At 56.6% G+C, this 14,772-nt stretch carries 12 protein-coding genes; 9 read left to right on the top strand and 3 right to left on the bottom strand.

The annotated features are described in order from the left end of the window. Window positions 1–82 precede the first annotated feature (82 nt). Together WJU16_RS03875 and WJU16_RS03870 are read left to right on the top strand one after the other, a co-directional pair. The gene (locus WJU16_RS03875) at window positions 83–1,546 is read left to right on the top strand and encodes a Gfo/Idh/MocA family oxidoreductase (RefSeq protein WP_341837010.1); all 1,464 of its coding nucleotides are present in this window, start codon (window positions 83–85) and stop codon (window positions 1,544–1,546) included. Between the two features lie 76 nt (window positions 1,547–1,622). After that, window positions 1,623–3,338, top strand: coding sequence for a DUF885 family protein (locus WJU16_RS03870; protein WP_341837009.1), 1,716 nt, complete (start codon window positions 1,623–1,625; stop codon window positions 3,336–3,338). On the opposite strand, the gene WJU16_RS03865 is transcribed toward WJU16_RS03870, so the two are convergent. After that, entirely contained in the window at window positions 3,335–4,045 is a 711-nt protein-coding gene (locus tag WJU16_RS03865; RefSeq protein WP_341837008.1) for an NrtR DNA-binding winged helix domain-containing protein, read from the bottom strand. The two genes, WJU16_RS03870 and WJU16_RS03865, sit on opposite strands and share 4 nt — an antisense overlap. 150 nt (window positions 4,046–4,195) lie before the next feature. On the opposite strand from WJU16_RS03865, the gene WJU16_RS03860 reads away from it, so the two are divergent. Next, entirely contained in the window at window positions 4,196–5,323 is a 1,128-nt protein-coding gene (locus WJU16_RS03860) for an aldose epimerase family protein (RefSeq protein ID WP_341837007.1), read from the top strand. A gap of 68 nt (window positions 5,324–5,391) precedes the next feature. On the opposite strand, the gene WJU16_RS03855 is transcribed toward WJU16_RS03860, so the two are convergent. Then, window positions 5,392–6,183, bottom strand: coding sequence for a glucose 1-dehydrogenase (locus WJU16_RS03855; RefSeq protein WP_341837006.1), 792 nt, complete (start codon window positions 6,181–6,183; stop codon window positions 5,392–5,394). 29 nt (window positions 6,184–6,212) lie between these two features. Next, window positions 6,213–7,214 (bottom strand): NADP-dependent oxidoreductase, encoded by a 1,002-nt coding sequence (locus tag WJU16_RS03850; RefSeq protein WP_341837005.1) that lies wholly within the window; start codon window positions 7,212–7,214, stop codon window positions 6,213–6,215. A gap of 98 nt (window positions 7,215–7,312) precedes the next feature. On the opposite strand from WJU16_RS03850, the gene WJU16_RS03845 reads away from it, so the two are divergent. The 6 genes from WJU16_RS03845 (at window position 7,313) to WJU16_RS03820 (ending at window position 14,765) form a co-directional block, all read left to right on the top strand. Further along, a complete protein-coding gene (locus tag WJU16_RS03845) occupies window positions 7,313–7,900 on the top strand; it encodes a sigma-70 family RNA polymerase sigma factor (protein WP_341837004.1) in 588 nt (195 codons plus the stop codon). Between the two features lie 344 nt (window positions 7,901–8,244). Continuing rightward, window positions 8,245–8,685 (top strand): hypothetical protein, encoded by a 441-nt coding sequence (locus tag WJU16_RS03840; protein WP_341837003.1) that lies wholly within the window; start codon window positions 8,245–8,247, stop codon window positions 8,683–8,685. Continuing rightward, entirely contained in the window at window positions 8,679–9,284 is a 606-nt protein-coding gene (locus tag WJU16_RS03835) for a FecR domain-containing protein (protein WP_341837002.1), read from the top strand. The genes WJU16_RS03840 and WJU16_RS03835 overlap by 7 nt, the downstream gene beginning before the upstream one ends. Before the next feature lie 63 nt (window positions 9,285–9,347). Further along, entirely contained in the window at window positions 9,348–11,306 is a 1,959-nt protein-coding gene (locus WJU16_RS03830; protein ID WP_341837001.1) for a TonB-dependent receptor plug domain-containing protein, read from the top strand. Then, the gene (locus WJU16_RS03825) at window positions 11,303–13,060 is read left to right on the top strand and encodes a hypothetical protein (RefSeq protein WP_341837000.1); all 1,758 of its coding nucleotides are present in this window, start codon (window positions 11,303–11,305) and stop codon (window positions 13,058–13,060) included. The genes WJU16_RS03830 and WJU16_RS03825 overlap by 4 nt, the downstream gene beginning before the upstream one ends. A 25-nt stretch (window positions 13,061–13,085) precedes the next feature. Then, complete coding sequence (locus WJU16_RS03820) at window positions 13,086–14,765, top strand: SusD/RagB family nutrient-binding outer membrane lipoprotein (protein WP_341836999.1); 1,680 nt, start codon at window positions 13,086–13,088, stop codon at window positions 14,763–14,765. Window positions 14,766–14,772: the final 7 nt, after the last annotated feature.

The raw sequence follows: 14,772 nt of genomic DNA, 5'->3' as shown, positions 1-14,772 counted from the left end.
TAATGGAGGTTTTCTGAAAAAAGCGGAAATCTTTATTAATTTAACCGGCTCTTTATTGTCAATAAGCTCAACCTATTTCATTATGAGTTCAAATCGGAGAAATTTTCTTCGCCACCTGGCGATCGGTTCCGGCGCACTGATGACCGGCATCCCGTCTTTCGCATCCACAGCAGCCGTTCCAACCGACGCGGAATTGAAACGCGCCCTGGATCAGTCCAAAAAAGGACAGCGCTTCAATATGAGCGGATATGCCGCTCCGAAGATCGATAAGGTGCGCATCGGCTTCATCGGCCAGGGTATGCGCGGCCCCGGCGCGGTACAGCGCATGTCATATATCGACGGCGTTGAAATCGTTGCCCTCTGCGATCTCATGCCCGAACGCGCCACAAAATCCAACGCTATCGTTACCAAATCCGGCCGCCCCGCGGCAAAGGAATATTCCGGCGAAAACGGCTGGAAGGAAATGATCGACAAGGAAAAGCTGGATCTCGTGTATATCACCTCACCCTGGGATCTCCACACGCCCATGGCCCTCTATGCCATGGAGCACGGCGCCCACGCCGCTTCCGAAGTGCCCATCGCATTAACGCTGGAAGACTGCTGGAAACTCGTGGAAACCTCCGAGCGTACCAAAAAGCATTGCATGATGCTGGAGAACTGCTGCTACGACTTCTTCGAGCTGCTGACCCTCAACATGGCGCGCCAGGGCCTCTTCGGTGAAGTAGTACACGCCGAAGGCGCGTACATCCACGACCTCCGCGATCTTAACTTCTCCAAAAATGGCTACCAGAACATGTGGCGCCTCCGCGAGAATATCGCCCACAACGGTAACCTCTACCCGACACACGGCCTCGGGCCCATCGCACAATGCATGAACATCAACCGCGGCGACAAAATGGATTACCTCGTATCCATGTCCAGCAACGATTTCATGATGGGCAACATGGCGAAGGAACTTGCCGCCACCGATCCGTTCTATAACGAATTCGTAGGCAAGAACTACCGCGGCCAGATGAGCACCACCACCATCAAAACCGCCAAAGGCAAAACCCTGATGCTGCAGCATGATGTGACTTCCCCGCGCCCTTACTCCCGCATCCACCTCGTGAGCGGCACCAAAGGCGTAGCCAGCAAATGGCCCAGCCCCGAGCGCATCGCTTTCGGCCACAGCTGGATCAAAGAAGAAGAACTGAAAAAACTCTACGACCAATACACGCCCGAGATCGTTCAAAAGATCGGAGAAATGGCCAAGCAGATCGGCGGCCACGGGGGTATGGACTTCATGATGGACTGGCGCCTGATCGATTGCCTCCGCAACGGGCTGGCCCTGGATCAGGACGTTTACGACGCCGCTTCGTGGAGCTGCATCTTCCCGCTGAGCGAGAAGTCGCTGTCCAAACGCTCCAACAGCGTGGATATCCCCGACTTCACCCGCGGTTCCTGGAAAACGAACGCACCGGTAGAACTGACGCTGAAGGGCGGTGGTACCACGGGTGTGATCGGCGTGGAAAAGAAGAGCGATTCCAAGCAACTGAACGTGCACTAATCCCGCACATCATACCATAGTCTGGCGCTCTCCATTCCCGGGGAGCGCTTTTTTTACCTCCATCCTGCTTCCCCTTATGAAACATTTCTTTACCTGCTGCCTGCTAACCATTGCGGTCACCGCCTCCGCGCAACGGCCTGATACCGATCTCTACGCACAAACCAGCGAAGTCAATAATATCATGGTGCAGTACGATGCCGACCGCGGTAGCATGCAACGCTTTTATGCCGTGCGCAATTCCCCGGAGCGTCGCCAGCGGCTCGAAAAGCTGCAGGCCGATTACCTGCAGCGGCTTTCCGCCCTCGACTGGGAACGCCTGCCCGTGGGCACGCGGGCGGATTATGTGCTCTTTCGCCGCAACCTGCTGCAGGAGCGGCAGGCGCTGGCACAGGAAAAGAAGGAATTCGATGACGTGAAGCGTTACTTCCCTTTCGCGGATTCGCTATATGCCGCCGAAGCCCGCAGGCGCAGGGGCCTCACGCCTGATGCGCGCGCCCTCGCCGCGGCGTGGAACCAGGCAGGGAAGGACCTCCGTTCCCAACTGGCCCTGCTTGCGAACGACACATCGCTTGCACCCCAACTCGCCCAACGCGGCGCCGGCATCGCCCGGGGCCTGCAGCATGCCGTCAAAAGCACTTACGATTTCTACGCGGGATTCGACCCGCAGTTTTCCTGGTGGATGCCCGCGCCCTACCGGCAGCTCGACTCGCTGCTGAACAGCTATGCCCACACTTTTCAGCAAATCGCAAAACGCAATCCCTCGCAGCAGGACGATGGCTCCGGCATCATCGGCAACCCGATCGGCGACGCCGCCATCCGTGATTTGCTGCTACACGAAATGATCCCGTATGCTCCCGACGAACTGATCGAAATCGCCAACCGCGAATTCGCCTGGTGCGAAAAGGAGATGCTGAAAGCCTCCCGCGACATGGGTTTCGGCGATAACTGGAAAGGCGCCATGGAAAAGGTGAAAGGCACTTCTGTGGAGCCGGGTTCCCAGCCGGAGGCCATGCTGGAGCTTTACAACCAATCCGTCGCTTTCCTGAAGCAACACCAGCTGATTTCGTTGCCGCCGCTGGCGGAGGAAACCTGGCGGATGAATATGCTGTCGCCCGAAAGGCAACTGGTAGCGCCGTTTTTCCTCGGCGGCGAAGAATTGCTGATCGCTTTTCCGACAAATACGATGAACCACGACGACAAGATGATGTCGATCCGGGGCAACAATCCCCATTACGCCCGCGCCGTGGTGCACCACGAGCTGCTGGCCGGGCATGGTTTGCAGCAATTCATGAACGACCGCTACAAGGCTTACCGCCATTTCGATACGCCGTTCTGGACGGAAGGCTGGGCGTTGTACTGGGAAAGATTGCTATGGGATAAAGGATTTCCCCGGTCGGCGGAAGACCGCGTGGGTATGCTGTTCTGGCGGATGCACCGGTGCGCCCGCATCATCTTTTCCCTCAGCTACCACACTCACAAATGGACGCCGCAGCAGTGCATCGATTTCCTGGTTGAGCGTGTTAATCATGAACGCGCCAATGCGGAAGGGGAAGTACGCCGCTCGTTTACCGGCGGGTACGGGCCGCTGTACCAGATCGCTTATATGATCGGCGGCCTGCAGTTTGAAGCGTTAAAGAAGGAATTGGTGGACAGCGGGAAAATGAATATCCGCGATTTCCACGACGCCATTATCCGGGAAAACGCGATGCCGGTGGAAATGGTACGCGCCATCCTCATGGACCGCTTGCCGGCAAAGGATTTCAGGACGAATTGGCGGTTTTACCCGCTTTAACGGATGGCGTCCGGGTTGGGAATGAAATTGAGGAAAGCGTTGAACTTGGTCTGATACTTCCTTTTATCGAGTTTGTAATAGAAAGCCCCTCGTTTCGAGGTGGCTTTTTCTTTGTCTTTTTGTTTGATGAGCAGGCCGGTGGACAATACCTTCCGGGAGAAATTCCTTTTATCCATCAGGGTGTCGAAGATGCCTTCGTAGAGGTGCTGGAGCTGGGGGAGGGTGAATTTCTCCGGTAACAGTTCGAACACGATGGGGTGGAAGGCGGCTTTGTAGCGGAGCTTCTGCTGCGCCAGGGTCACCATATCGCGGTGGTCGAAAATAAGGGAAGGAAGTTTTTTGAGCGGGAACCATTCGGCATGGTAATCCTGGTTGATCTGCTGCGTGTAGCGGTTAATGTCGATCAGGCTGCTGTAAAGCACGGAAAGGGTACGGTCTACCGGGTCGCGCTCAATTTCCCCGAAAGTGCACAACTGTTCCATGTACACGTTTTCGAGCCCGGTGAGCTCTTTCAGCACACGGCTGGCGGCATGATCGATGGTCTCGTCGCGTTTCATCAATCCTCCCATCAGGCTCCAGCGGCCCTTCTCCGGTTCAAAGCCCCGCTTGATCAGCAGCAGCTTCAGCTCCGTTCCGTCGAATCCGAAAATAATACAGTCTACTGCCACCAGCATCCTGTTTTTGCTGGAATATTGGGCGATTTTCAATGCTTATCAGTTTTTTACGTGGTTGCTATATAAATGTCGGCCAGACAATTTATCAAACATTCCTGAAAAAATGACTGTAAATTTCAGGATTTAATACAGATATTTAAAGGATCAAATCCAAGTATTGTATTTTAAAATTTCACGCTCTACATGAAAAAGCTCTCGACCCTCATGGCATTGTCTACCGGCGGCATTATGGCCTTTACCGCCTGCGGCGACGGCGGCCAGAAAGCGGCTGCCGTATCACTGACCAGCTCGAAATACGGCGAAACGGGCGGTGCTGAAGTCACCCAGTACACGTTGACCAACGCCAATGGCATGATCGTCAAAGTCCTCAACTACGGCGGCGTTATCACCGATATTATCACGCCCGACAAGAACGGCGCCCCCGGTAACGTGGTGCTTTCGTTCGACAGCCTCAGCGGCTACCTCCAACCCGGCAATCCTTATTTCGGCACGCTGGTGGGCCGTTATGCCAACCGCATCGCCAAAGCGCAGTTCTCGCTCGACAGCGTGACCTACAAACTGGCCGCCAACAATAACGGCAACACCCTGCACGGCGGCATCAAAGGTTTCGATAAAGTGATCTGGAAAGCTACGCCCCAACCGGGCGACAGCAGCATCCTGCTCGAATACCGCAGCGCCGACGGCGAAGAAGGATATCCCGGCAACCTCGATGTAAAAGTGGTGTATACCCTCACGGCAGACAACGCCCTGCAGATCGATTATACCGCCACCACCGACAAGGCCACGCCCGTCAACCTGACGAACCACAGTTACTTCAACCTGTCGGCCGGCCAGTCGCAAGACATCCTGGGCCACGAGCTGCAGCTCCGCGCGCCGCGCTACACGCCTGTGGATGAAACCCTCATCCCCGTGGGCCGCCTGGATTCCGTGGCCGGCACGCCGATGGATTTCACCACGCCGCATAAAGTGGGCGAGCGCATCAGCCAGGTGCAGGGTGGTTACGACCACAACTGGGTATTGGAAGAAGGCGAAGGGCTGCAGGAATTCGGCATGCTGTACGATTCCGTATCGGGCCGCGTGATGACGGTGGCCACTACCGAACCCGGCGTACAGTTCTACAGCGGCAACTTCCTGGATGGTTCCCTGTCCAACACGCGCAACAAAGCCGTGTACGGCAAGCATGCCGGTATGTGCCTGGAAACACAGCACTTCCCGGATTCACCCAACCAGCCTTCGTTCCCCAGCGCAATCCTCCGCCCGGGCGAGACCTACAAACAAACTACCGTATACAAATTCGGGGTGCGCAAATAACCGCCCCGCAGATATAAAAAAGCCGGCTGTCCTTTCGGGCAGACGGCTTTTTTTATGGCTATCCGGCATCACACCGGGCCGTAGGCGTTGGATTGCCCGCCGTCGATGGCGATCGTTTGCCCGTTTACGTAACTGCAATCGTCGCTGAGGAGGAAGGCCACCACGTTGGCGACTTCCACGGGGAGGCCGAGGCGCTTGCTGGGATTATCTTTCGCGTATTCGGTTTCCGCCGCTTTGGGATCCGATGGGTTCATTTGCTGAAATGCGCCCGCTACCATCGGTGTAAGGATGGCGCCGGGCGCGATGGCGTTGGTGGTGATGCCGTGTTTGGCGTATTCGAGGGCGGCGGTTTTCGTCATCCCCGATACGGCGTGCTTGCTGGCCACATAAGGCGTTTGGTGCAACACGCCGCGGATACCGCCCACGGAGGCCACATTCACGATGCGGCCGTACGATTGTTTGACCATGATGGGAAGAATATGGCGTAGTCCGTAATAGACGCCCATCAGGTTGATGTCGATGACTTTTTCAAAAACCGCAAGGTCGTATTCGGCCATGGGGGCCTGTTTGCCTTCGATGCCCGCGTTGTTGTAGAAGCCGTCGATGCGGCCGTAGGCGTTCATCGCGGCGGCTACGTACTTTTTCACGGCTTCTTCGTTCGATACATCGGCCAAAACGGTGGTGATCTGCGCATCGGGGTGCGCATTGCGGATGTCTGCCGCGGTTTCGTTCAGCGCTTTTTCGTTGAAATCGACCAGCGTGAGGGAAGCGCCGTTGGCGGCGCAGACCTGCGCGGCGGCTTGACCCAGTCCCATGGCGGCGCCGGTGATTACGATGGATTTTCCTGTCAGATCGCTCATATGGTTATTTTTATTTTGTTAGGGGAAGATCAGGCTTTGACGATCATTTTGCCTTTGTTTTTGCCGGAAAAGAGGCCGAGCAGGGCTTCCGGGAGTTTTTCGAACCCTTCCGCCACGGTTTCTTCCGATTTGATCTTGCCGGCTTTCACGAGCGGGGCGAGGAATTCGATCCCTTCCCGGAAGCGGGCGGCGTAGTTGCGGATGATGAAACCCTGCATGAGTATGCTCCGCGTTACCATCAATCCCTGCCAGCGGGGGCCGGTGGGCGGTTTGGTGGCGTTGTACATGGAAATCTGCCCGCAGAGCGGCACGCGGGCGAAGAAATTCAGTTGTTTCATCACCGCGTCCGATACTTCGCCGCCTACATTGTCGAAATAGATGTCTACGCCGTTGGGGCAGGCGGTGGACAGGCGGTCGTCGAGCCCGGGCTCGTTATAATTGATGGCGGCGTCGAACCCGAAGGTTTCCGTCAGCAGTTTCCCTTTTTCATCCGAACCGGCGATTCCCACCGCGCGGCAGCCCAGGTGTTTGGCGATCTGCCCCACCACGGAGCCCACGGCGCCGGCGGCGCCGGATACTACTACGGTTTCCCCTGGTTTGGGCTTGCCGATGTCCATGAGGCCAATGTATGCCGTGAGGCCGGTCATGCCCAGTACGCCGAGGTAATAACTGGGCGGGGCGATGCTGGCGTCGATTTTCTGAACGGCGGTGGCGGGAACGGTCATTTCCGTGCGCCAGGGGAGATAGGGGCCGAGCACAACGTCTCCCGGTTCGAAGCCCGTCGCGCGGGACGAAATTACTTCCGCCACCACACCGCCTTCCAGCGCCTGGCCGACCTGGAAGGGGGGCACGTACGATTTGGCGTCGTTCATCCGGCCGCGCATGTACGGGTCCACGGAATAGAACAAACCCCTGAGCCGGAGCTCACCTTCTTTCGCATCGGGCAGGGCTACTTCCTCGATCCGGAAAATGGATGCATCGGGCAGGCCGGAGGGCCGTGCGGCGAACGTTATCTGTTTTACCTGTGTCATGTTGAAATAACCCCTGCGCGAGGGGTTTGGTTGGGAAAGGAAGGTGAAATTTTTGCGAAATATGCATACCTTACCAGACAGAAAGCAGCCGTATCAGCATGCCGATACTAAACAACATGCCACCCGCCGCGGATCCGGTTTGGGAGGCCTTCAGACAAGGTGACCGGGATGCATTCGCGCAACTGTATGATGAGCACGCGCCGCCGCTGATTGTTTACGGCATCAGGGTGAGCAGGGATGAGGGGATGGTGAGAGATGCTATCCAGGACCTTTTTATAGAACTCTGGCGCTCCCGCGGGCGCATACCAGCCGTTGGCTCCGTAAGGGGTTATTTACTGAAAGCCCTCCGCTATAAACTCATGCGGAAGGCCGGCGTGCGCATGCGCTACGCCGATACGCTCCCCGATCAGGCGGACCCCGTCCATCCCGAAGCCATTCTCCTCGAACAGGAAGACGAATCCCTCCGCCGCCAGCGCATCCGCGAAGCCATCGGGCAGCTGCCCCAGCGCCAGCAGGAAATGATCAACCTGCGCTTCTACCAGGGCCTTTCCACCGAAGAAGCCGCGGAAATCATGGCCATCCATTACCAATCCGCCGCCAACCTCCTCCATCGCGGCGTGACCCATCTCCGCCAACTCCTCGGGCCCAATGCCCTCGCCCTGATCATCCTATTACGGGAAGGTTAAAATACTATCGGTCAGGGGCCGCGAGGGATTTTCCATGGGTTTAATGTAAGGTTACCGAATGTATATAAAAGGGTTACTTACCCTTTACTGTATTGCATTTGGTACTGGCTGATATACCTTTGATATACATTACCCCCTCATTAACCCTGCTGTTGCCCCTTAATAAGCCCGCTTTTACTATGGACTAACCCCGCATTACGGCGGCCTCATATGCATGGCATTTTACCATTTGGAGATACAATAGCCATCCCGCACCAAAAAAAATGAAAAAAGTGACCCGGAAGTGAGTATCGCGGACCGGTATTATGTACATACCTTAAAACGACCACCTTTTTTTCAACTGTATGTCTTACACCCAAGCCGAACTGGAAGCATTACTGCGCGACGATGATTTTGTACAATGGATATTGCGCCCGACTGCGGGCGCCGATACCCGGTGGGCAACCTGGATCGCGGAAGATACCCGGCGGGAGGCTTTAGTGGCCCGCGCCCGGCGTATCATCGCTGATGTAAGGGCGGCCGAGGACGAAACGCAGTCCCAAAGGCTGGCAGGGGAGATATGGGTAGACATTGAAGCGGGTTTGCAGCCGAAGGTCCGCCGGATGCGGTACGCTGCGGCTGCCGCCGTGGTCTTGCTGGTGGCGGTCGCGGGATGGTGGTGGAAGGGCAGACAGGCTCCTCCGGCCCAGCAAACCGCCGCGGAAACGCCGGCAATTGCCAGATCGGGAGCGGGGAGATCCTCGCTACGAACAACGGCCAGTCCCTGCGGTCCGTATTATTGGTAGACGGTTCGCGGATTACCCTGAGCCCCGGCGCCAGGGTCCGTTATCAAAGCATACCCGGCCCCGATGCCCGGGAAGTGCGGCTGGAAGGCTCGGCGTTTTTCGAAGTAGCGCCCGACCCGAAGCGCCCCTTCACCGTATTCGCCGGAAAAGTCGTAACCCGCGTGCTGGGCACCAGCTTCCGGATCAGCGGCGGAGAAAGCATCACCGTAGCCGTCCGCTCCGGGAAAGTTTCCGTTTCGCATGACGGCAACGGAAAGTCGTGGATATTACTGCCCAATGAACAGGCCGTTTATGACGCCGGACGCAACACGATGGCCAAGTCGGTTGTTATAAATAAGGCCATCCTCGAAAACCCCATTGCCCCCGTTCCCCGTTTCAGCTTCGACGAAGCTCCCGCTCCCGCCGTCGTGGACGCCCTGGCGGATACCTACGCCGTGGAAATCCGGTACGACAGGAAGCTGTTCGAAAAATGCAGGATTACCGTGTCTTTGGAAGAAGGCACTTTTTACGATAAGATGGATGTGCTCTGCAAAGTGCTGGGCGCAACTTACGAAACAGTGAACAATGAAGTGCGGATCTCCGGTCCTGGCTGCCATTAAGCCCCGCTCCGAACCCTCACCACGAATGAAAGAACATTTACTGTCAACCAAAATATCAAGCGTATGAATACCTTCCGTTTCATGATGCGGGTAGCGCTGTTGAAGACCCTCCTGTGCATATACGTGATGTCCGCCATCGCCGCGGGCCGCGAGGCGCAGGGCGTGCTCGACAAGAAAATCTCCCTTACCGTGGCCAACAAGCAGCTGAAAAGTGTGCTCGGCAGGATCGAAGAGGCGGCTTCCGTCAAGTTCGCCTATGCTACCCAAACCATCCCCCTGAACAGTATCGTGAGCGTCAGCGTGCAGGACACGCGGCTCGGCGACGTGCTGCAATCACTGCTGTCGCCCTACAACGTCAACCTCGAAGTAGTCGGCTCCCAGATCATTATCCAGCGCGACGGGCTGAAGGTGGTCATCAGCCGCGACGCGCTTTTTAAGAAAGTCACCGGCCGCGTGAAAGCGGCCGACGGTTCCAGCATTCCCGGGGTAACCGTTACCGTAAAAGGGACCGCCAAAGGCACCACCACCAATGCCGACGGGTTCTTCGAAATCGAGGCTGAAGAAGGCGCCGTGTTGGTTTTTACCGCTATCGGCTTCGCTACGCAGGAACAGGCCATCGGCGCGGGCAGCAACTACGACATGGTGCTCCAGGAGTCCAAACGCGAGCTGTCGGAAGTAGTGGTAACGGCACTTGGCCAACGCAAGGAGAAACGCGCGCTGGGCTACTCCGTGTCGGAAGTGAAAGGCGCGGAACTGGCCGCCACCAATGAAGTAAACCCCATCAACGCCTTACAGGGAAAAGCGCCAGGCATCAACATCGATCAGGGCTCCGGTGGGCTGTTCGGCAACTCGCGCATCCTCCTGCGGGGCAACTCCACCCTCAGCCTCAACAACCAGCCCATTTTCGTGATCGACGGGGTGATTATGGAGAACGACGCCTTCGACGGCAAGGGGCGCGATTTCGGGAACGATCTCAAGAACCTGAACATGGAAGAGTTTGAAAGCGTTTCCGTGCTGAAAGGCTCCGCAGCGGCGGCACTCTACGGCGCCCGCGCGGTGAACGGCGTCGTGCTCATCACTTCCAAAAAAGGACGGACGAAAAAAGGTTGGGGCGTATCCCTGAGCCAGTCCATCAACATCCAGGACCCCTATCGCGGGCCGGACTTCCAGAACGAATACGGCGGCGGCACCGTGGGCGCTTTCTTTACCGATACCCGCGACCCCGGATATGGGCCCGGAACCAACTGGCAAACGAAGGTGTTCCCCACCAACGCCGCCGGCGAACCGTATATCGATCCGCAAAAAAACAGGGAACTGGAGAACTGGGGGCCGAAATTCGCCAACCAGAAAGTGCGGAATTACGACGGCACCTGGACCGAATACAAAGCCGCCCCCAACAATTACCTCGATGCATTCCAGACCGGCGTGGGCTACCTCACCAACGTAGCGCTCGACGGCGCAACGGATAAATCTTCGTTCCGTTTGTCGTACTCCCGCAACCAGGCGGAAGGGATCAATTTCCGGAACAAGATGAACAAAAACGCCTTCACGCTGCGCGCCACGCACAACCTGACCAGCTTTATCACGCTGGACGCGGGCGCGGATTACACGTCCCTCAAAGGCGAAAACCCGCCGCAGCTGGGGTTGAATAATTACATCTGGATTTTCCCCCGCAACTACGACACCAAATACTGGATGCAGCGCAGCAAATACACCAGCACCCTCGGCGGTGTGCCCAAAGTATACGACGCCAACGAAACCAACTTCGTTCCCGGCGCTGATTACTGGTTCCGGATTTTTGAAAACGATTACCTCCAGGATGAGCAGATGTTCCGTGGGCGCCTCGCCGTCAACGCGAAGCTCACCAGCTGGCTGAACCTCCAGCTGGAAGGGAACTTCAGCAATATCGCCATCAGGAACGAAACGAAGGAACTGGGGCAGGGATTTGATTTTAGGGGGAAGACAATACCAGTGGCGGCAAGTATGGCCTGGGCCACTCGCAGAAACGCGCCTGGTTTATGAAATGGATGGGCGTTGTCAATAAACAACTGAGCAAAGACCTCTCGCTGAGCGGTTACATCGGCGGTGAAACGCAGCGGTATTACACCACCTATAACTACGACGAAACGGACGGCGGGCTTATTTTCCCGGGGAACTACTTCCTGTCCAACTCCAAACGCCTGCCGATTGCTACGGGCGGTGTGAAAAACCGTAAAACGATCAATTCGATTTATGGCAGTGCGGACTTGGCGTGGAGAGATCAGCTCTTCATGCAGGCCACCTGGCGCGGCGACTGGTCGTCGGCCCTTACCTACAGCAGCGGCCTTGGCAACAACTTCTTCAGCTATCCCGCGGTGAGCCTTTCCTGGATCTTCACCGAAACCTTCCAGCTGCCCGCGTTTATTTCGTTCGGTAAGCTGCGGGGGAACGTGGCCTGGCTGGGTGGTGACATTGACCCCTTTGTCCTCAACCCCGGCTTCCAGCTGAGGGGCTTTTCACAGGCCAACGGGGGGAATAACCCCATGCTGACGTACCTCCTCAATGCGCAGGGGCAAACTTATACGGTGGATAAAAACCTCAAACCCCGCCGCAAGCGTTCTTATGAAGGCGGGCTGGATCTCCGGTTCATGAAAGACCGACTGGGGATCGATTTCACGGTGTACAAAGACAATACCTTCGACCAGGGCATCCTCATCCCGGCGGCGGCGGAATCCGGCGTGAACAGCCAGCTGATCAACGCAGGGAACATCCAGAACAAAGGCGTGGAAATTTCATTGACGGGAACGCCGGTGCAGACGAAAAACTTCAACTGGAACTCGACGCTCACCTTCACCCGGAACCGCAACAAAATCATAGAGCTGTACGGCGATAATGAATACTATGCACTGGACGAAGAAGGGCTGGGCGCCAACGACCAGATCCCTTACGCCAAAGTTGGCGGCGCTTATGGCGTGATCAGGACCCGCATCCACTCCAAGCCCTACCAGGCATACGACGCCAACGGCAAGCCGGAGGATCATCCCAATAACGGCAAAACCGTACTGGCATGGCGCTCCGACGCAAGGGCGGCATTTCCGCAACGCAGCAACGAATGGATGGATGTAGGCGATATCAACCCCGACTTCCGTTCCAGCTTCGATAATACCTTCCGGTATAAAAACATTTCCCTGAACGTGCTCTTCGATGCCAAAATCGGCGGCGATATGGTGATGCACTCCATGCGTTACGGCACCCACACCGGTATCTTCAAATCCTCGCTGCAGGGCCGCGACGCGTCCCACGGCGGTATCAGCTGGACCAGCAAATACCCTAACGACCTCGGCACTTACGACGACGGTATCATCCCTGACGGGGTGTTCGACAACGGGCAAACGATCGAGCAGCCCGATGGTTCGCAGGTAGACGTGTCCGGCATGACATTCCGGGAAGCGTATGATAAAGGGTACGTAGAGCCCACGCACCTGCCGCAGTACATGTACCGATATGGTTCGTTCTCTACGGCGGTGGGCGATTACTGGGTGGTGAAGAACTCCTGGATCTCGCTGCGGCAGATTGCGCTGAGCTATACGCTGCCGGTATCTGTAGCCGAGAAGTTGCGGCTGAACAACCTGCAGGTGAGCGTCCTGGGCCGCGACCTGGGGTATCTGTACAACACGCTTCCGAACAATTTCAACCCGGCGGCCAACAACTCCAACCGGACCAGCGTGAACAAGGAAGAAGGCTTCGTGCCCCCGATGACGCGGTCTTTCGTGTTCACCATCCGCGCCGGATTCTAGTTGTTCACCCATTTAAACGATTCACATGAAAAAGCTAACGATTCTTTCCATCATAACGGCCGCCGCGCTTTTTTCCGCTTCCTGTAAAAAGGATTTCGGGGAAACGAACACCGATCCCAGCGTGGTAACAACGCCCGACGTGGCGGCGCTTTTCGCCTATTCCTGCGAGAACCTGGAGAGTTACCAGGGACAGGAATGGGTTTGGGAAAACCTGGAGCAGTTATTACGTTTTTCCCAGCACCTCACCACCGATCCATACGAGTTGTCGAACAACGTGAACAGCCGCTACCGCGTGTTGTACAACAACATCCTGCCCAACCTGGTGGAGATCCGGAATTATTCCAGCGGCCTGTCTGACGGCGACCGTTACCGCAATATCCGCGCGGCCACTTACATCGTGGGTATCCTGCAGGCGTTGAAAACAACGGATATGAACGGTTCGATGCCATACACCCAGGCCATCAAAGCCAGGCAAACGGGCGAGCTGCGCCCCGCCTACGATCCGCAGCAGCTGTTGTTCGATACCTGGCTTACGGAATTATCGCTCGCCATTGATTCGCTGGCGATGCCGGCCACCAACCAGATCGGGTTCGGCGCTTCGGATATCTATTACGCCAACAACTGGCTGAACTGGGCCAAACTCGCCAATACGCTGAAACTCCGCATCGCCGTGCGGTACGAGAAGGCGGACGTCAACATTACGAAACGCGTGTTCCGGGAAGTGATGACCAGCGCGGAAGGGCCGATCGATTCGGATGCTGCTCAATTTAAATATGATCGCCCCACCTGGAACCCCATCGGCAACGATATCGATTACCGCAGTCCCCGCTTCGGCACATCATCGATCATCAATTTCATGAAATCCACCAACGACCCGCGCCTGCCCATTTATTTCACACCCAACGACCTGACGGGCAGCTTCCGGGATACGCTGGACAAATACAACAAAACGCTCCCCGCTTTCATCAACCTGAACGATCCGATGGTGCAATGGCAGGGTGGCCCGGCCGACTGGACCACCGACCCGGTGAAGGCCACCTGGTACAAAACCACCTTCGACGCAGGCGGGAATAATAAATGGCGACTGATCGGTTTCATCAATAAGAAATTCTTCGCGCCCCGCTACGGCTCCAATACCACCGGCCGTTTGCTCGATTATATGGTGACTTACGCCGAAACCTGCTTCTATATCGCGGAAATGGTGCAGAAGGGCTACGGTGCAGGGTTTGATACGAAAGGAAGTGCCGAAGACTGGTATAAAAAAGGCGTGGAATCCTCGCTGCGCACCATGAACCTCATCGCCGCGGCGGCGGAAAGCACCACCGGCCTCACGGGTAACGGGAATGCCGATGTGCAAGCCTATCTCGATCACCCCAACGTAAAGTTCAATGGCGTGAATAATCTCGAAAGGATTTACATCCAGCAATACCTGAACTTCTACCGCCTGGGAAACGAAGCGTTTACGTTCGTCCGCCGGACAGGTTACCCGAAAAACAATTCCGCCTACTACACCCGCAACGCCTGGAACGAGCCAATCCCACGCCGTTACGCGCTGGACGAGCCAGCGCTGGGCACCAATAACGAAAATTGGCTGAAAGCGCAGCAGGACCAGGGCTTTACGCCCAACGACCGGACGGCCACCACACTGGCCAACCAGCGCCTGTGGTTCGATAAGAACAGTCCCGCTTTCGGGCAGGGGAATTGATGCGCCT

The organism is Chitinophaga pollutisoli (genome assembly GCF_038396755.1).
Lineage (GTDB): Bacteria > Bacteroidota > Bacteroidia > Chitinophagales > Chitinophagaceae > Chitinophaga > Chitinophaga pollutisoli.
The sequence above is the reverse complement of the archived record's forward strand: the minus strand, read 5'-3'. Positions and strand labels throughout refer to the sequence as shown.